The sequence below is a fragment of the Pseudomonas sp. P4_B4 genome (assembly GCF_056402255.1).
Map to the genome: position 1 here is coordinate 33,944 of NZ_JBFUHS010000025.1, position 18,272 is coordinate 52,215.

The 18,272-nt window shown below is 57.1% G+C and carries 21 protein-coding genes; 11 read left to right on the top strand and 10 right to left on the bottom strand.

The window, feature by feature from the left end; genetic code table 11:
• Nucleotides 1-3: 3 nt before the first annotated feature.
• From AC1DVE_RS23150 to AC1DVE_RS23200, 11 genes are all read left to right on the top strand, one after another.
• Nucleotides 4-465 carry a nuclear transport factor 2 family protein gene (locus tag AC1DVE_RS23150; RefSeq protein WP_223461235.1) on the top strand — a complete coding sequence of 154 codons (462 nt, stop codon included), beginning with the start codon at nucleotides 4-6 and terminating at the stop codon, nucleotides 463-465.
• 120 nt (nucleotides 466-585) lie between these two features.
• A complete protein-coding gene (locus AC1DVE_RS23155; protein WP_223461236.1) occupies nucleotides 586-1,515 on the top strand; it encodes a LysR family transcriptional regulator in 930 nt (309 codons plus the stop codon).
• A 198-nt stretch (nucleotides 1,516-1,713) separates the two neighbouring features.
• On the top strand, nucleotides 1,714-2,208 hold the full coding sequence (locus tag AC1DVE_RS23160; protein ID WP_223461239.1) for a cupin domain-containing protein: 495 nt from the start codon (nucleotides 1,714-1,716) through the stop codon (nucleotides 2,206-2,208).
• Nucleotides 2,209-2,256: 48 nt separating this feature from the next.
• Nucleotides 2,257-3,276 (top strand): hydroxyquinol 1,2-dioxygenase, encoded by a 1,020-nt coding sequence (locus AC1DVE_RS23165; RefSeq protein WP_223461240.1) that lies wholly within the window; start codon nucleotides 2,257-2,259, stop codon nucleotides 3,274-3,276.
• Between the two features lie 93 nt (nucleotides 3,277-3,369).
• On the top strand, nucleotides 3,370-4,833 hold the full coding sequence (locus AC1DVE_RS23170; protein ID WP_223461242.1) for an aldehyde dehydrogenase family protein: 1,464 nt from the start codon (nucleotides 3,370-3,372) through the stop codon (nucleotides 4,831-4,833).
• Nucleotides 4,834-4,841: 8 nt separating this feature from the next.
• Nucleotides 4,842-5,909 (top strand): maleylacetate reductase, encoded by a 1,068-nt coding sequence (locus AC1DVE_RS23175; RefSeq protein WP_477784242.1) that lies wholly within the window; start codon nucleotides 4,842-4,844, stop codon nucleotides 5,907-5,909.
• 37 nt (nucleotides 5,910-5,946) lie between these two features.
• On the top strand, nucleotides 5,947-6,819 hold the full coding sequence (locus tag AC1DVE_RS23180; RefSeq protein WP_223461245.1) for a dioxygenase family protein: 873 nt from the start codon (nucleotides 5,947-5,949) through the stop codon (nucleotides 6,817-6,819).
• Between the two features lie 3 nt (nucleotides 6,820-6,822).
• A complete protein-coding gene (locus AC1DVE_RS23185; protein ID WP_223461247.1) occupies nucleotides 6,823-7,140 on the top strand; it encodes a YciI family protein in 318 nt (105 codons plus the stop codon).
• Nucleotides 7,137-7,490, top strand: coding sequence for a Rieske (2Fe-2S) protein (locus AC1DVE_RS23190; protein WP_223461248.1), 354 nt, complete (start codon nucleotides 7,137-7,139; stop codon nucleotides 7,488-7,490). Before AC1DVE_RS23185 ends, AC1DVE_RS23190 begins: the two co-directional genes overlap by 4 nt.
• Nucleotides 7,491-7,557: 67 nt before the next feature.
• Nucleotides 7,558-8,013, top strand: coding sequence for a hypothetical protein (locus AC1DVE_RS23195; RefSeq protein ID WP_477784243.1), 456 nt, complete (start codon nucleotides 7,558-7,560; stop codon nucleotides 8,011-8,013).
• Nucleotides 8,014-8,277: 264 nt separating this feature from the next.
• Entirely contained in the window at nucleotides 8,278-9,888 is a 1,611-nt protein-coding gene (locus AC1DVE_RS23200) for a mechanosensitive ion channel family protein (RefSeq protein ID WP_477784244.1), read from the top strand.
• A 71-nt stretch (nucleotides 9,889-9,959) separates the two neighbouring features.
• Here AC1DVE_RS23200 and AC1DVE_RS23205 read toward each other — a convergent pair whose 3' ends face one another.
• From AC1DVE_RS23205 to AC1DVE_RS23250, 10 genes are all read right to left on the bottom strand, one after another.
• Nucleotides 9,960-10,460: an outer membrane beta-barrel protein gene (locus AC1DVE_RS23205; RefSeq protein WP_223455857.1), complete on the bottom strand. Its 501-nt coding sequence runs from the start codon at nucleotides 10,458-10,460 to the stop codon at nucleotides 9,960-9,962.
• A 70-nt stretch (nucleotides 10,461-10,530) separates the two neighbouring features.
• Nucleotides 10,531-12,126 (bottom strand): EAL domain-containing protein, encoded by a 1,596-nt coding sequence (locus tag AC1DVE_RS23210; RefSeq protein ID WP_223455856.1) that lies wholly within the window; start codon nucleotides 12,124-12,126, stop codon nucleotides 10,531-10,533.
• 263 nt (nucleotides 12,127-12,389) lie between these two features.
• The gene (locus tag AC1DVE_RS23215) at nucleotides 12,390-13,403 is read right to left on the bottom strand and encodes a helix-turn-helix domain-containing protein (protein ID WP_223533202.1); all 1,014 of its coding nucleotides are present in this window, start codon (nucleotides 13,401-13,403) and stop codon (nucleotides 12,390-12,392) included.
• Nucleotides 13,404-13,530: 127 nt separating this feature from the next.
• On the bottom strand, nucleotides 13,531-13,863 hold the full coding sequence (locus AC1DVE_RS23220) for a hypothetical protein (protein WP_223455854.1): 333 nt from the start codon (nucleotides 13,861-13,863) through the stop codon (nucleotides 13,531-13,533).
• Nucleotides 13,864-14,040: 177 nt separating this feature from the next.
• Nucleotides 14,041-14,331 carry a hypothetical protein gene (locus tag AC1DVE_RS23225; protein WP_223455866.1) on the bottom strand — a complete coding sequence of 97 codons (291 nt, stop codon included), beginning with the start codon at nucleotides 14,329-14,331 and terminating at the stop codon, nucleotides 14,041-14,043.
• Between the two features lie 193 nt (nucleotides 14,332-14,524).
• Nucleotides 14,525-15,007: a hypothetical protein gene (locus AC1DVE_RS23230; RefSeq protein ID WP_223455853.1), complete on the bottom strand. Its 483-nt coding sequence runs from the start codon at nucleotides 15,005-15,007 to the stop codon at nucleotides 14,525-14,527.
• The gene (locus tag AC1DVE_RS23235) at nucleotides 15,004-15,825 is read right to left on the bottom strand and encodes a winged helix-turn-helix domain-containing protein (RefSeq protein ID WP_477784245.1); all 822 of its coding nucleotides are present in this window, start codon (nucleotides 15,823-15,825) and stop codon (nucleotides 15,004-15,006) included. Before AC1DVE_RS23235 ends, AC1DVE_RS23230 begins: the two co-directional genes overlap by 4 nt.
• A 663-nt stretch (nucleotides 15,826-16,488) precedes the next feature.
• On the bottom strand, nucleotides 16,489-16,830 hold the full coding sequence (locus AC1DVE_RS23240; protein ID WP_223455851.1) for a hypothetical protein: 342 nt from the start codon (nucleotides 16,828-16,830) through the stop codon (nucleotides 16,489-16,491).
• A gap of 84 nt (nucleotides 16,831-16,914) precedes the next feature.
• A complete protein-coding gene (locus AC1DVE_RS23245; RefSeq protein WP_477784252.1) occupies nucleotides 16,915-17,412 on the bottom strand; it encodes a hypothetical protein in 498 nt (165 codons plus the stop codon).
• A gap of 115 nt (nucleotides 17,413-17,527) precedes the next feature.
• Nucleotides 17,528-18,208, bottom strand: a complete 681-nt coding sequence (locus AC1DVE_RS23250) for a DUF3313 domain-containing protein (RefSeq protein WP_046037042.1) — start codon at nucleotides 18,206-18,208, stop codon at nucleotides 17,528-17,530.
• Nucleotides 18,209-18,272: the final 64 nt, after the last annotated feature.

Genomic DNA, 18,272 nt, shown 5'->3' on the forward strand with positions numbered 1-18,272 from the left:
GCCATGATCAGCACCCTGACGATGACCGACGAACAACGCAAATCCGTTGCCCTTGAATACCTCAAAGCCTTCGACAACGGTGGCATCACCTCCACCGGTGGCAGCATTCTCGACCTGTTCGCCGACGACGCGCAGGTACTGTTCCCGAAGTGGGGGCTGGCCACCGGTCGTGAACAGATCGGTCAGATGTTCACCGACCTGGGCGGCCGCTTGAAGTCGATCACTCACGACTACGCACACTTCAACTGGATCCTCACGGGCACCGATACACTGGTCTGTGAAGGCACCAGTTTCGGTGAACACGTCGACGGCCACTGGCGCGCCGGCGTACCGACACCCGCCGGTGCCGGTTACTGGGCCGACGTGTTCGAAATTCGCGACTTCAAGATCCAGCGCTGCTTCATCTACCTGGACCCTGACTACGGCAACCAGGATACCGCGCGTTACCCTTGGCTCAATCGTTGATCTCATGTAGGAGCAAGCTCGCTCCTACAAGCAGGTTTTCGCCCGGGATCTGGAGTGCGAGGTGCCGACAGGCTAACCTCGCTGTTCCTATAAGAACAAAAGCATCCAGAGAACCTGCCCATGGATCGTTTACTCAGTGTCGAAGCCTTTGTGCGGGTGGCCGAAACCGGCAACTTCGCCAAGGCGGCCCAGCAACTGGGCGTGACTCGCTCGGTGATCACCCACCGCATCCAGCAACTGGAACAGTTCATCAGCGCGCCGCTGTTTCATCGCAGCACCCGTCATGTACGGCTCTCCGAAGTGGGCGAGACGTACTACAAGGAATGCGCCGACATGGTCGCGGGCTTCAACTCGCTGACCGAACACATGCGCGAGCTGCGGGCCAAGCCCACCGGCAAATTGCGCGTGCAGATGTTGCCCGGGTTCGCCATCGGTCACTTCGGCCGCATGCTGGCCGAGTTCACGCGCTTGTACCCGGACATCGAAGTGGACGTGATCGTCAATGATCGGGTGGTGGACCCCATCGAAGAAGGCTTCGATGTGGCGTTCCAGATGTTCCCGCCGATGGCCGAAACCCTGATCGAGCGCAAGCTGTTCAGCGTGCGTCGATTGTTCTGCATGTCGCCTGATTACGCCGACGAGTTCGGCGTGCCCAGCCATCCCCAGGAGTTGTTGCAACACAAGATTGCCTTGTACGAAGGCTATCCGTCGCGCAACCGCTGGATCTTCACCCGCGAAGACGAGCAAGTGGAACTGAGCCTGCCGGGCCAGGTGCGCTCCAACTCGGTGCATTTGCTGCGCGATTACGCGCAGACCGGTGTGTGCATTGTCTGCCTGCCGACCCTGGTGGCCAGCGATGACTTGCTCAGCGGCCGGCTGATTCCGGTATTGCCGGAGTATGCGTTGTCCTCGTTCAACTTCTCGGCGGTGTATCCCGCCACCCAGCGCCGGGCCTTGAAAGTGCGTACGTTGATCGACTTTCTGGTGGACAACTTCGGCGATGAGCCATGCTGGGACAAGCCCTTGCTGGAGCGTGGCTGGGTTCGTTGAGCGGTACATGGCCTGCCTGTCAACAATGACGCGGGCATCCAGGTTAAACGCGGTGTGCCTGATTTTTTCGCGAGCAAGCTCGCTCCTACAGTGTTTGCGTTTCGCAAACACTGTTGTCGCCGGTCCTCTAATTGTTCGCAGAGCGGGTGCGACGTACTGTTGGCTCACTGTTACTACAACAACAAAACGGTGAAAACCATGAGTAGCGCTGCAATCGAAACGGTCTTCGGCTCGCTGGACAACTACACCAAAGGCTCGGTGGAAATCATCAGCGGCCAGGCCAGCCACTACGCCTTTTCCAACATTTTCGAAGTGGCCGATCATTCCAGCCCTTATGAAAAGGTCGTGGTCGGTTTCAACCTCGGCTACGTCGTCGAAACCCTGCGCGCCGAAGGCCAGTCGCCCTGGTACACCGCCGCGCACGACGAGTTTGCCATCGTCATGGACGGTGAAGTTCGCGTGGACTTCCTCAAGCTCGATGCGCCGTTGAAAGCCGGCGAGGGCACGCACCTGGCCGGTGAAATGCCGGCGGGCAAACCGATGGGCTACGTGTTGCTCAAGCGCGGTCATCAGTGCCTGTTGCCGCTCGGCACGGCTTATCGCTTCGAGGCCAGCCGCCCGGGCGTGATTCTGCAGCAGACCATCAAAGGCCCGTTGTCGGTCGAGAAATGGGCAGACATCTGCTTCAAGTGATCTGCCGTATCTGACCGCCCAATCCAAAAGAACAAGAGGAATCCCGCCATGGCCATGCTTGAAACCGCTGCCGACACCGCGCATTTTGCCGACAATGAAGTCCAGGCCAGCGCGCCCCACGCCGTCACCGGCTACTGCTCATTCAAACTCGGCGCCTTTGAACTGTCGCGTGACGAGTATTTCGCTCGCATCACCTGGCCGGCCAAAGGCCAGACCCGCTCGCACCTGATTCCGGTCGACGCCTTCCTGCGCGCCATGATGCGCGACGTGGCCTGGGGCTTTTTCTATGGCTGGGTCAACTTTGACCACGTCATCGGCACCCGCAACTACTACGGCAAGGTCGACCTGTATGCCGGCACCTTCAACGGCACGCTCAAGGCGGCCGGGGTCAACTACACCGAAAACTTCGAAACGCCGCTGATCATGGCCACCTTCAAGGCCATCCTGCGCGACTGGACCAACGCCACCTTCGACCCCTTCGCCGCCCCGGAAGAAACCGGCAGCGCATTCGGTCGCAAGAACGGCAACAACATCGAAGCCATCGAGCGCTCCCGCATCGCCACCAAACGCATGCCGGGCCTGAAGGATGACTCGCCGCTGCGCGACGACCTGCCGGTCAACCGCCAGTTCATCGACGTGCCGCAGGACGAACCTGAAGTCCACGCCGCCGAAGGCTTCGAAGGTGAGTTGCATGCCTTCAACCTGTTCAAGTACCTGTCGCGCTCCGACGTGACCTGGAACCCGTCGGTGACCTCGGTGTGCAAGGCCAGCCTGTTCTGCCCGACCACCGAGGAATTCATCCTGCCGGTGTTCCACGGCAACGACCGTATCGAGTGGTTCTTGCAAATGTCCGACGAGATCATCTGGGACGTCGGCGACAAGGACGATGGCAATCCCCGTGCGCGCATCACCATGCGTGCCGGCGACATCTGCGCCATGCCCGCCGACATCCGTCACCAGGGTTACTCGACCAAGCGCTCGATGCTGATGGTCTGGGAAAACGCCACGCCGAACCTGCCGCAACGCTACGAAAGCGGCGAGCTCAAGCCGTATCCGATCGAGTTCTAGGACTTCGTGTCCGGCCCGGCCTCGCGCCGGGCAAAGCGCTCAAGAATCACTTCGTCAAACACTGCGCTAGCCGCGCGGTGCGAGGAAACCATTATGCAAAATCAGCTCTATATCGATGGCCGTTTCGTGGACGCGGTCGCTGGCGGCACCATTGACGTGGTATCGCCCCACGACGGTTCTTTGATCACCCGCATCGCTGCCGCCGAATCCGCTGACATCGACCTCGCTGTCGCCGCCGCCAAACGTGCGTTCCCGGCCTGGTCTGCCTTGGGCGCCGCCGAACGCGGACGCCTGTTGCTTAAACTGGCAGACAAGATCGAAGAGTGCGGCGAAGAACTGGCGCAGCTCGAATCCCTCAATACCGGGCACCCGATCCGCGACTCCCGTGGCCTCGACGTGCCGCGCACGGCGGCGTGCTTCCGTTATTTCGGCGGCATGGCCGACAAGATCGAAGGCTCGGTGATTCCGGTCGAAGCGGGGTTCCTCAACTATGTGCAACGCAAGCCGATTGGCGTGGTGGGGCAGATCGTGCCGTGGAACTTCCCGCTGATGTTCACCAGCTGGAAAATGGGCCCGGCGCTGGCAGCGGGCAACACCATCGTGATCAAGCCATCGGAAATCACTCCGTTGTCGACCTTGCGCATCGTCGAGCTGATGAGCGAAGTCGGCTTCCCCAAAGGTGTGGTCAACGTGGTGCCGGGCTACGGCCATACCGCCGGGCAAGCGCTGGCCGAACACCTCGATGTGGGCAAGATTGCCTTTACCGGTTCGACCGCCACCGGGCGCCGGATTGTCGAAGCCTCCCAAAGCAACCTCAAGCGCATTCAGCTGGAACTGGGCGGCAAGGGCGCCAATATCGTGTTCGAGGACGCCAACCTGGAAGCAGCGGTCAACGGCGCGGCCTGGGCGATCTTTCACAACCAGGGCCAGGCCTGCATCGCCGGCTCGCGGCTGATTCTGCACAAAGACATCGCCGACCAATTCCTTGAACGCTTCATCGCCCTGGCCAAATCTATCCGATTGGGCGACCCGTTGGACCCGGACACCGAAATGGGCCCGCTGACTTCGGCGCTGCACCGCGACCGGGTGATGACGTATATCGACATCGCCATCGAGCAGGGCGGCAAGGTTCTCGCCGGCGGTAAGGCACCGGACGACCGGGCGTTGGCCAATGGATTTTACATCGAGCCGACGGTGGTCGAGGCCAAGCCCGGTGACCGCGTTTGCCAGGAGGAAGTCTTCGGCCCGTTCGTGACCGTGGTGCGCTTCAGCACCGACGAAGAAGCCCTGACCATCGCCAACGACTCCGAATACGGACTGGGCAGCGGCCTGTGGACGCAGAACCTGAGCCGCGCGCACAAAATGGCCGACGCGATTCACGCCGGCATGTGCTGGATCAACTGCTACAAACGGGTCAACCCGGGCAGTCCGTTTGGCGGTGTCGGTCAGTCCGGCTATGGCCGGGAAATGGGTTTCGAAGCGATCCATGATTACACCGAAGCCCGTTCGGTCTGGGTCAACGTCGACGCCAACATTCCTGCGTATTACAAGCGCTGAGGCCAGCCATGAATCCTTTTGTTTACCAAAGCCTGCCGACCCGTGTGGTGTTCGGCTGGGGCAAGCTATCGGCGCTGGCGGAAGAAATCGAGCGGCTGGGCGCCCGGCGTGCGCTGATCCTCACCACACCGGAACAGCATGGGCTCGGCGAACAGGTCGCCGCATTGCTCGGTTATCGTGCCGCCGGTGTTTATTCGAAGGCCGTGATGCACGTTCCGCTGGAGGTGGCGCAAGCGGCGCGCATCGAGGCGGCGCGGCTGGATGCCGATTGCTGCGTGGCCATTGGCGGTGGCTCGACCATCGGCCTGGGCAAGGCGATTGCCATGGATTCCGGTCTGCCCATCGTGGCAGTGCCGACCACCTATGCCGGTTCCGAGATGACACCGATCTATGGCTTGACCGAAAACCGCCTGAAAAAAACCGGGCGTGATATCCGGGTTTTGCCCAAGACCGTGATTTACGACCCGCAATTGACCTTGACCCTGCCATCGCAAATCTCCGCGTGCTCTGGCATGAACGCCATGGCCCACGCGGTCGAGGCGCTGTACGCCCAGGACGCCAACCCGATCATCGGCTTCATGGCCGAAGAGTCGATTCGCTCGCTGGCGCAGGCCTTGCTGGGCGTGGTCAACCATCCCGATGACCCCGAGGCGCGCAGCCAGGCATTGTATGGCGCGTGGCTGGCGGGCATTTGTCTGGGCTCGGTCGGCATGGCCTTGCACCACAAGCTCTGCCACACCCTGGGTGGCACGTTCAATCTGCCCCATGCCCAGGCGCACGCCATCGTCTTGCCCCACGCCGCGCATTACAACCGCGAAGCGGCGGCGGGGCCATTGCAGCGGGCTGCACGGGCATTGGGCGGGAGCGAGGCGAGTGAGGTCGGCGCCTTGCTGTACGCACTGAACCAGAAGCTGGGCATTCCACTGGCCCTGGCAGATATCGGCTTTCCGGCAAACGGCCCGGCCGAAGCCGCGCAAATCGCCTGCGCCAGCCCTTACTACAATCCGCGGCCGTTTGAACAAGGCCCGATTGAGGCGTTGTTGAACCGGGCTCTGACAGGTCAGGCCCCAGCCTGATCTGCCAGCCACTCTTATCCTCGTCGGAATAACAACAATGACCGATCAAGACAAAGCCATGGAGTCACTGATCTCCCAACAGGCAGTGAACAGCTTCAACGACGCGCCCAACGCGCGTTACAGACAGATCATGCAAAGCCTGGTGCGCCACCTGCATGCGTTTGTCAGTGAAGTCGAATTGACCGAACAGGAATGGTTCGAAGGCATTGGTTTTCTGACCGACACCGGGCACAAATGCGATGGCCTGGTGCGCCAGGAATTCATTCTGCTGTCGGACACTCTGGGCATTTCGATGCTGGTCGATGCGATCAACCATCGGCACAGCGCGATGGCGACCGAGACCACGGTGTTCGGGCCGTTCTACATCGATGGCATGCCGGATCGCGAATTCGGCGAAAACATGGCCTTCACCGCCGGCGAAACGGCGCTGGTGCGCGGGCGCGTGGTCGATACTCACGGCAATGCACTGGCCGGTGCGGTGCTGGACGTCTGGCAGACCGCTGAAAACGGCATGTATTCCGGCCAGGACACCGAACAGCCTTTCGGCAACTTGCGCGGGCGCTATCGAACCGACGCGGATGGCTGCTTCGCGATTCGCACCATTGTCCCGGTGGCTTACCCGATACCGACCGATGGCCCGGTGGGGCGCATGCTCGACGCTGCCAACCGCCATGCATGGCGGCCAGCGCACCTGCATTTCATGATTGATGTGCCGGGCTATCGCAAACTGGTGACGCACCTGTTCAATCACGATGATCCGTACCTGGCGTCCGACGCCGTGTTTGGGGTGAAACAGTCGTTGCAGGTGATCTATGAAGACCTGAACACCCACGACGATGTGTCCGCCAGGCTAGGTATGGAAGTGCCGTTCAAACGCGCGTGTTATGAATTTGTCATGGAATCCGCGTGAATCATGGGCCAGTTCTTTGCGGTATTTGCCACTGATCATTCGGATAGTCAGGCGCTGCGCCAGCGTCTGCGGCCCAGTCACCAGGCGCATTTGCGTGCCACCGGGGACCATCGGGTCGTCGTGCGTCTCGGCGGTCCGATTCTTGACGATGCGGGCGCGTCGATGACTGGCACGTTGCTGGTCATTGAGGCGGGCAGCCTGCCGGAGGTGGAAGCGTTCATGCAGGACGACCCCTACGTGCAGGCGGGCCTGTTCGCCAGCATTCAGATTCGCCCATGGCACTGGAGCCTGGGCAACCCTGAACTGCGTGGTTTTCCATGACCGGCATTACCTTGTGCCGACTCGATGACATCGCCGACGGCGGGGCGTTGGGATTGCCGCAGCACCAGCAATTGCATCCCGCCGGGCTGGTGGCGGTGCGTCAGGGCGAACAGGTGTGGGTGTACGTCAACCGCTGCCCGCATTTCTCGGTGCCGCTGGACTTCAATCCGCAGCAGTTCTGCACTTATCGGGGCAAGGTCCTGATGTGCGCCCATCACAGCGCGATGTTTCGTTATGACGACGGGCACTGCATCGACGGCCCGTGTAAAGGCGCGCAACTGGAGGCCGTGCCGGTGCGTTGGGCCGACGACCGACTGGTGATGGAGATCGAGCCCACCGCCGGTCAGTAACCGGGTGGCTGACGGGGGCTGATCTAAACTCCTGTTGGGGGTGAACCACGTTCATCCGGAGGTCATCATGAAAAAATTGTCACCCATCAGTCTGTGTCTCGCCTTGTCGGTTTTGAGTGCCCCGCTATGGGCGCAATCGGTGGTGCCGATGAAAGGGCAAAGTTCGCAACAAACGCAGGCAGATATGTCCGAATGCCAGAGCATTGCCAACAGTCAGGCTGCATCGACGTCTTCGACGCCATCGGGCGGGCGGGTCAAAGGGGCGGCCGCGGGGGCTGCTGCCGGCGCCGTGGCGTCTGGTGTGCGCAGTAATCAGCACGATGAGTTTGATGATCGTGTCGACAGTGACGTGAAACAGAACGTCCGCCAGGACCGCGCCAAGGAAACCGCCGCGGCCGGTATGGTTGTCGGTGGTTCGCGCCAGCGTCAGGAACGCCGTTCGGATGCGAAAACCACGCAAACGAACACTGCGTCGGCCTACAGCAGTTGTTTGCAGGGCAAGGGTTACCAGGTCAACCCTTGAATCAACGCTGAACCGGGTACCGGGTCAGCTTGATCCACCTGAGCAGATCTCAACCTGTGGGAGCGAGCAGGCTCGCTCCCACAGGGAACTTCAATGTTTCGAGAATCCGGTCAAGAGCACAACTTCTGGGGCTTGAGCTCGCTGTTTCAAGGAAACAGACGGGTAAGGAAACTGCCTGTGGCTCAAATCTGACAACCGTTCATCGGTGAACTACGCTGCGATACGTACCCTCGATCTGAATTTCGTGACGTAAGGATCCGACACATGCGGAGCAGGCTGCTCGCTGTAATGTTTACTGTTTTCGGGATGTTTTGTTCGGTGCAGCTGTGGGCCGAGGATGCACTGAAAGTGGTTGATGCTCCCATTGAATTGAAAGTGGCCAACCGCAGCATCATGGTGTTTCGCGCGACCATCCTCGGTGAAGCCCCGGCCTCGCGGGTCAAACGGGCGAAAGCGGTGATCGCTGAGGCGCTGGATGATACGGACGACCTTAATGTCACCATCGACCCGATCATGAAAAGCTACATGGTGCTGCTGGGTAGCCGGCGCGCCTTTATCGTTTCGCCCAAGGACTTCGACGAGACCGAATACGACTCGGTACAGCAGGCCGCCGAAGCCGCGGCTGGCAAGCTGCGCCAGGTCGTGGCCGAAACCCGGGAAGCCCGCAGCCTGCAATTGATCCTGCGCTCTGTAGTTGCCGCGTTGATCGCCACCGGCGTTTACATCGGGCTGCTATTCGGCATGTCGTACCTGCGGCGCAGAGTGCTGAAGAAATTGCCCGAACTGATGCATCGGCACACCCAGGCCCTGAAAGTCGGAAAGGTTCCGCTGGTCGACGCCAATTACCTGTATCCGCTAGCCAGCCGCCTGCTGGAGCTGGTGCGCTGGATCGTCGTGTTGCTGCTGACCTACGAATGGCTGGGCTTTGTCCTGTCGCGCTTTCCCTATACCCGTCCCTGGGGCGAAAGCCTCAACAACTATCTGCTGGAGCTCGGCGACTATCTGCTGCAAGGGATCGTCGGTGCCATACCCGGGCTGGGCGTGGCGCTGGCGATCTTCTTTATCGCCCGCGGTGCAACCGCATTCATGCGGCGGATACTGCGGCGCATGGCTGTACCGGGAACCCTGAGCTGGCTGAACCATGAAACCCTGCAACCGACCCAACGCCTGACGTCCCTGGCGATCTGGCTGTTTGCCCTGGCCATGGCCTATCCGTACCTGCCGGGTGCTGGCACCGATGCATTCAAAGGCTTGTCGGTATTGATCGGCCTGATGATTTCCCTGGGCGCCACCAGCGTGGTGGGCCAGGCGGCGGCGGGGTTGATCCTGACCTACACCCGAACCCTGCGCCCCGGCGAATTTGTGCGCATTGGCGACTACGAAGGCACGGTGACCGAACTGGGCATGTTTACCACTAGCATTCGCACCGGCCTGGGCGAGGTGCTGACCCTGCCCAACTCGATGATCACCGGCACCGTCACCAAGAATTACTCGCGGGTGGTACAAGGCCCCGGCTATGTGGTCGACACCGTCGTGACCATCGGCTACGACACGCCGTGGCGGCAGGTGGAGGCGATGTTGCTGGAGGCCGCAAAACGCACGCCGGGGGTACTCGAGGTGCCGCCGGCCCAAGTGTTCCAGACCGCATTGTCGGACTTCTACCCGGAATACCGGCTGGTGGCCCAGGCCATTCCCAGTCAGCCTCGGCCGCGCGCGGTGCTGCTGAGCATGCTGCACGCCAACATCCAGGATGTGTTCAACGAGTACGGCGTGCAGATCATGTCGCCGCACTACCTGGGCGATCCGCAACAGGAGAAATGGGTGCCCAGGGACAAGTGGTACCCGGCCCCCGCGCAGGAACCGAAGGAATCCTGATTACGCCTGAAAGGGAGTTCGCACCATGATCGAGTGCTGAGCGACCGCAAGGCCGCTCAGTTGTAGCAGTGTCAGAAAAGCATGTAGGCGGATGCGGTCGTCTGGTTCAGGTTGATCTCTCCGACTTCCAGAACTTCGTATTCAGCGCGCAGGCCGATGTTGCGAAAGACATCGACCTCCAGACCGACACCGTAGGTCAGGTCAACCCCGGTATCGTCGTCGGTGGCATTGCCGTCGGCGTCCCAGGCGTGAGCACCGACACTGCCGAATACCCGCATCCGATCGCCCAGCGGAAAGCCGACATGGGCGGCAGCCTGAGCCGATTTGCCTTCGAAATCGACATCCTTGTCCTTGAATTGACCGAGATCGACGTAGGCCCCCTCGAAGGCCAGGTAGCTGTTGACGCGATACCCGGCATAAACCTTGTAGCTGGTGTCGTCGTCGTCCAGTCTGGATTCGTCGGTCTGTATGCTGCTTACGCCAGCGCCAAGATATAAGCCTTTGTCATCAGCGAGCGCTTGAAAAGACAGCAACGATAGCAGTGAAGCGAAGCCAAGGTTTCGAAGTCGCATGTGTGGTGGAGTCCTTGTACAGGTTTGTCAGGTGTTAGGGTTCGGCGAGCATTTGAGGGGCCATGAGGGGTTAATAGAAGTCATTGATTGATATTTTTGGGTCGTACGGCGGGATGTTTGCCGGGCATTGAAAGTAGCGTCTTGCCAGCGCTTGAACAGGCAGCGCTTTGCAGAACAACCAGCCTTGCGCCAATACAACCCCCTCCGAAACCAGATGCGGCAGTTGCTCCTGAGTCTCGACACCTTCGGCCACGACCTTGAGTCTTAGCGACTTGGCCAACCGGGCAATGTGTCGCCACAAGGCATCCTCGGCAGCGATCTTGTCGTCTGCGATGAATGAGCGATCTATTTTCAGAATGTCGAAAGGCACCGAATCCAGGAGCGAGAGGTTGGAATAGCCGATACCGAAGTCGTCCACGGCAATGCGATGACCACACGCACGAAGTCGTCGCAATTGCAGGGCGGCAGGCTTCTGATCGAGCAAGGTCTTTTCAGTGATTTCAAAAGTCATGGCGGACGCGGGCATGTTGTAGGTTGCCAGCAGGTCGGCCACATAGTCTGGAAGGGTTGGGTCCTGAATATCCTGGGCGCAAAGATTGACCGTAATGTAGAAGTCCTTGCACGCCCAAAGGTAGGTGCTGTAATCCTGCGCCACTTGCCGAATAACCGAGCGTGTAAGTTCGCGGATCAATCCAGACTTCTGCGCCACTGGAATGAAAACATCCGCAGGCACATGGGTGCCGTTGTCGCTCCAGTGAGAAAGTGATTCGGCGCCAACCAGATAGCCCGTCGTCAAGTTAACGATAGGCTGGTAGTGAACACCCAGTGTGTTGGCTTTCATGGCATTACGAAGCCGTACGGCGATAGAGGTGTAATACCGTTGGGCACACCTTGCGAGCAAGAGCAGCGCTGCGAACACGCACACAAGGCCAATGAATAATTTGAATTTGAGACTTGTCAGGTAACTCAACGGAAGAGAGATGACGGCGATCAGTTCATTTCGGTTGCCCGCAAAGGCAATCAGGACCTTGTCTGCCGAGGTAACCAGTTCTTCAAGGTGGAACGGCTTCTGCATCATCAGCGGCTGAGGGCCCGTGGAGGCAATGGGCACTGCGCCGCCGGGGCCGATGAGGTCCAGTTGCAGGTCCTCGGGAAACTTCAAATTGTCGAGCAGGATCTTCTTGTTTGCCCAGACGTAGGTTGACTGTTCCGACACAATGATAAAGTCGCTGTCCGCAGAAACTGCGTGAGCGGAATCGACCCAATAGCTTCGTTTTCCAACGGAGAACTTACGCTTCTCGTTACCGGTTGGTATCGACTGGAGTTCTTGTCCGTAGGAGGAACAGATCTTGCCGTTGGGCAACTGGATTGCCGCTTGATCAACAAATCGCTGGTTTTTAACCAGGTCAGCCAGTTGTGAGTATTGCTCGACCGAGCATTCCTGGCCCGAACGATCAAGATCGCCGAGGGTTTCCAGTACTTTGTCGATCTGCGCATTAGGCTCCACTTGAGCAGCCCGCAGATCGGCATAAACGTTATTCAACTTCCGTGCGATGAATTGCTCAGCCAGTCCTCCAGCACAGAACCATGCGGCCCAGCCCGTCGCAGCAATCAGGCATACAGTGACTGCTTGCCTTCCAAGTAACGCTTTATATGCGGCAATCATCGAAAAACCCCGAGGTATCAATATTTCACTGTGCACCTTGCAGTCGCGGATTAAACGTCTTCAGTACCAGTCAATGACCCAGGCCAATAAGATGCCGCTTGCATAGACAGCAATGCACAGGGCGATTTTCTGCTTGAGTGGCAGTGTGTTTATTCGATGTTGCATGCTTATCTCCTTGAGTGGGCAAATAAGCAATGGTGGGTAACTGTGGTCAAACAAAGGAAATTATTAATCATCATTTGCAGGGCATTGATAAACGTCCGTTAACGATAACTCTTATCTCCAACGACCTGATTGTAAACGGATGAGGTCGTGTTCCTGGGCTTGGCTGAGTTACGCCTGGCCGTTTCTGACGGTGTCTCTCCGTAAGCAATCTGATACGCCTTGGAAAACCGGCCCAGATGGTGAAAGTTCCAGAACATCGCGGTTTCTGTCACGGTGGGCCACGTTTTATTGATCAGGTCGCGACGGGCACTTGCGAGTCTCAGGTTTCTGATATAGGCGATTGGCGACATCCCGAACGTTTCAATAAAGCCAAAATGCAGGGTGCGAGTGGTGGTTTCAAGTTGCCTTACGAGCGTTTTTATAGAGAGCGTTTTTTTAGTGTTTTCATGAATGTATTGTATGGCTTCTATCGCCACCTTTCGTCTTGTCGGGACTTTGCGGCTGAAGCCGCCAGCGGGCGTCAATGACTGCAACAGAGAAGCAAGAACCACACTTTCAATTGCTGAACCCTCTGCTTCGCTGCGTTGTACTGAAGCAGCGTCGTTGATGTCGACACAGCAGGCGCTGATGGCTTGAATGGCAGATTGTATGAATTGAAAGTTTTCAGCCTGGAAGCTGTGTTGTGTTCTGTTTGCAAGTATATCTATGACAGAGTGATGTTGGCGGCACCGGTCATAGTTTTCCAGTGTGGTGGTGATGGTGAAAAGTGTTTCATTCGGTTCGCAGGTGTAATGCACCGTTTCATCGCTGTGCAGTACGATGACTTCGTCAGGCCTTAGTTTGTGATTGTTTACGACGGGGCGTCCAACCGGGGGCTGCGAGATGGCGAATGTCACGAACCCGGCAGGGACAGAACTGACCAGGGTGACGGATGAGTCGAACTCAAGACGGCTGCACTGGAGTTCGGGACTGTAAAAGAGCTTATGTTGCCGAATGCGCGCCTCTTGCTCGGCCGGAATAAGGCTCATTTCCCATTTGCCTATTGTTCTATTCAGTTGGCTCGGCAAGGCAGAAGACAAATGAAAGATCTCGTCGGGCGGTGCGATACTCATGAAATTGAAGGCTCATCTGTTAAATGATTAGGGTCAAGCCTGACAGGCAGTCATGGAGAAGGTACGCGATTCGGCGTCCTGTCGGTCGGTGAGGTCGACCCCATTGCCATAGGCTTTGAACGGGTTGTCAGAGTCCCCGGATCAGTTCCAGTTCCGCCGAAAATGCGTACTTGTTGTCCAACGGTGAATCGTCCATGTGTTGAACGTTGCGCGGGTCAATTTTCGAACTGAAGATCTGCGATTGGGGTTTCATCGGGTCAATGGCTGCAGCTGTAAAGGAGTAAAAGTCGTCAATACAATAACCGGTTTTTACCTGATAGCTGGTTTTCACTGCGCTTGGGACCTTCTTGTTGATTTCGACACTCGTCAATTTGGCACTGTAGACACCCTTGTCGTCGGCCATGGCCTTGAGAGAAAGCAATAAACCAAACGACACGGTGACGAAGTTTTTCAGTAGCATCGAGACGATTCCTTATTAACAGTTGATTCAGGCAGAGCAGAATGTCAGCTGCATCTCTGCCACGACTTGGGCTGCAAATAATCTCACTTCGATGGTGTCTGCCAAAGTCAATAACTCATATTTACGAGGTCGTCAGAAGGGGCCGATCACTGCTTGCCCCGGCAAACACCACGTTCCTCAAAAAAATATGCGCGAGTTGGCGTAACGCCTGCCGGTATCACTTTGTGAAGGGGTAGGGAGAGTAAAATCACTGTCCTGTTCGTCCGCATGATACTCATTCTCGCTATGGATTTTCAGATGCGATAGTTTCTGGCGGTCATCCGGGCTTGTTTCAATTTCATAATATTCAATGGTCGTGCTTTCGACGGAGTGCTCGTCGTGCGCTAGCGAATAAAGTGGCATGGCGGAGAAAAATAAAACCGCCAGGAATCCGAAAGTCGTCGATTTATGGATTCGCAGGATATGCATGGCTTTCACTTGATTCTCCTGTATAGGGCATTGTCCCGGACGAGAATCAAGCAGGCTCGATTCCAAAGATTATCGGCGAGGGATTTTTCGCAGGAGAGGCGTTTGATTCAAATCAATAAGTGTTATTTTTGTTTGAAAAACTCTTTGAGATGAACCTGTGCCAAGCGGGAGTTGAGTCAGTTCGGGAGGCCGATTAATGGTTCATGCAGCGCAAGCGGCCAAGTTCATGTACGTAAAAGCACACGGCGTTTTTATCCGGCGTCGGAATCAATTCGTAGTTTAGGATGGCGCCTTCTTGCAAGACATATTGACGTCTGAAGAACAGGTCAGGGGTCTTTTCAATGGCAAAAAGTTCATTGTCCTGGCTGAGTTTGATGTTGCTGACTTTGATTTCGACGTGGGTTTTGCTTTCACCGATTATATTCGCTGAAATGGTCGCATTGCGGATTTTTCCATTCAGGCTTTCCAGCGTGGTTCCAGTGAGTCGGCCATGCCCGATAGTGAGGTACTCTTCGGTGTTCAGTTGATCAAGATCTTCCAGCCATTGTCGGGCTTTTGTTTGATAACTGATGTTTTCCATGTAGTGCGAAGGAGAGTAAGCAAGAGAGAAAATGCACAGTGCATTGACCAAGGCTATGATTGGCCAGTGAATGGCTTGCGGAATTTCAAACTTCATAGGGTGACTTCCAAACATTGACGGATCATCAAGGCGAGGTCTCTTTCGCTGCTGTTCAATTGCAGATTTGCAGTGCTTAGATCCGGGCGAATGCACGAAACGGAATAATTGGCTTTATACAGGTTGATCCAGACCTGACCCTTCAGGTTTGGAGGTAGCTGTTCAGTTTGTTTGACCGACAGATCCATCAGCGCTTGAGCCTCGGCAAGATCGCTGCCCACGGCGTGTATGACCAGTCCATTCTTGTCGACGCTGGAAATTTCAATTTTTGGCGCGTCGAAGTCGAATTGAAAAATAGTAAAGGCAACGACTGCCAGCGTAACGACATAAGCGATCAGTTGGGCCTTTGTAATGCGGGTGGATTTAATGGTTTTACCTGAAGGTGCCAGCAGTTCATCACCACCCGGTGGCGGTAGTTGCTCAGTGATGGGCGCGGGTGGCTGCGCTGTTTCCCCTCGGGGTTCCGGTACATCTGCTTCTGCATCGACGACACATTGCCGGTTGAAGCAATATCCACGTCGAGGAACAGTCATCAGGATCTCGTGATCTCGACTGTCATTGAGAATATTGCGTAGTGAGAAAACCGTTTGGTTCAAACTGCCAGAGGCAACCACGCGGTCATTCCAGGTGTAGTCGATGATTTCATCGCGGCTTTTAGTGACACCTGGCTCCATGAGCAGCAGGTCCAACAGACGCGACTCAGCTCTACCTAGCGTGGAATTTTGTACATCTCCATGGGGTGTCGTAATGGAAAGCATGGCGCTGTCCGGGTCGAATACCGCCACGGCGCCATTTTTCAACTTGAAGGTGTAGCTCATAGAAATCTTCCGTTCAGGCGGTGCTGGCCTGAGTATAGGGGCCGGATTTGGCTCGGTACATTCTGGTCTGGGAAGTGAACGAAGATGAGGGCCAGGCGGAAGGTGCACTGTATGTCGCATTTACAATGCCGGACTGGCTCGTTTCAGAGGCGTGCCGTGCGGCAAACAGCCCGGCCTGTCAGAGGTGTCAGTTGAATCAAACAAGGGAAAAGCATTGCTGGATGACCCACGGTTTTTGATTTGGACACCGTGAATAATGCTTGGAATGAATTATCTGCGCTATCCGAAAACTGCAAGCTCGGGCAGGTGGGGTTGCGCGGAGCCACGCTTGGATGAACTAACTTCGCTGTTGCGACAGGTTTCAATTGCAACCTGAACTATCAGGATACAAATCAATGATTGTGTTTTTTGTGCGCCATGTTTGTGAAAGATTATTTTTGATTCTTATTAGCTTTGAATCAGGGTCGTTACCGCTTTAAATGGATCTCGAGGAGCGTTGACGCACATCGCGTACATGGTTTGTTTGTCGCGGCGTAAACGATCCTCACCTCTCGTTCTACGGCTTTGCCCCGGGTCCTTTCATGAAGGGCCCGGGGCTTTTTTGTTTTGGAGGGGGGCAGGCGAAGTCTGGAGGGAGAAGGGCAGGCAAGTCGCTGTGTGGCGCTACAAGCATTCCTGTGCGGCACGCTCGAAGCTCGATGGCTTGAAGGTTGAGGCCAGCAATTGGCGCTCGTAAAGGTACACATTGCCTCCATCCTGTGCCCTACGGGTTTCCAACACAGTGTCTACGGCAACTTTGCTCGAAACGACAACCCGGTAGCTGCGTTCGCTCCCTGACACGACAGGGCTCATCTCTTCGTCCTTTAACTTCGGTACGAGGCAGTCGACATATTGCTCGGGCGATTTGTCCGTTTGCAAAGTTAAAGTCGGGTCGTTCGCGGAGGAGACACAGCCGGCCAGAAGCCAGGACGCGAGCATCACGACAGGGACACATACAATTCGCATCGGTGGAGCCCTTAAGTTGGATTCGGTCAGGTTCGTTGAGTCGTGCTCAAAAGGTCGATAAACACTTCAGGCCATCGTCGTCGATCAAGGCAAAACATCGTAGCCGCGTTGTTGCAGACAACTGCTGTAGACGGAGTTGTTGGCGGTGATGCTTTGTTCGCTCGCACTCAGGTTCTGCCTGCGCTCCTGACGTTGCCTGGAGCCCCCCACGACAGCGCCGGCAGCTGCGGCACTGCGTGCTCGGTTCTGGCGATAGTCTTGCTTGGTATCGTCGTCGATCTGGTCGTAGAGGTTTTCATGTTGGCGGCCCCGAACTTCTGCCGCGGTAGCCCCGGCTACCGCGGCGGTTGCGGCACCCTTGGCCCGACCGCCGGAAGGCACGGTGCTTTGTACCGGATGTTGCGCGTTGGCCTGGGACTGGCAGGTACTGGTGTCCTGCTGGATGGTCTGGGAAGTCTGGCCTTTGAGGGGTACCACCGTCGCCGCCTCGGCGCTGGTGCTCAAGAGCATCACAAGAATCGCCAAGGCACAGGTGCTCAAGAACACCATAAGGACCGCTAAGGTTTCAGCCAGTATTTTCATCATTGAGCCTCACGTCAGGCGTCGGCACGGCTAACGGTTTGTCAGAGGGAAAACGCAGCGTGACGTCACCTTGAAACCCCATGCCGGTCTGCTTGCGATGGGGTTTACCTGAGCGTCAACGCTTGAGGAGGAGGGCCTGCATATCGTCTGTCATGCCTTTGAGTGCAACCTTGAAGTCATTGGCAACAATCGGCTGCTCGGCATTCTTGACGGTCTCGCCGAATACCTTGCGCACGATCTTGGCGACCGGCATACCGGTTTTGGCGTCGATCAGGTTGGCTTCGATGTACATCTCGGCGGTCTGATCCCGATGCCCGGTGGCTGCTTGTGTCGCCCCGACAATGGCCCCGATTGGAACGGCCTCATACCAGTGCATGCCTTCGTTGTTGGCGCTGACGTGAGTGATCGCCGCTTGCAGGATCAGCGATCGCGAATCGGTCGGCGCCAACTGTGGATAAGGGACGATCGTATAGCGGCGGGCAAAGGCGAGCTTGACGCTGTCGCTGGCCATCAATTGCAAGTCTTGCAGGGTTTTCAGGCTGACGCGCGCGGTCGGCTGCGGCGATGGATACAGTTCCATCTGCCTGAACACCACAGTGGAGTACGCGCGAGGATCGAACCCTGGCGATACCCAGCGCAATACTTTCTGCTCACTCGGCGTAGTTTGCTCCTCCAGGCCCTGGTAATTGCCCAGGAAGCCCGAGTATTGCTCTTGCTGCGCCACTTTCGAGACACAGCCGACCTGAAATACACAGCTCAAAGCAATACCCGCAATCCATTTATTCGACATGCCCATGTGTTTGGTTCTCAAGTGATGAAAGTTGTCATTCGGGTTCCGACCTGGCTCCAGGCATTGGTCT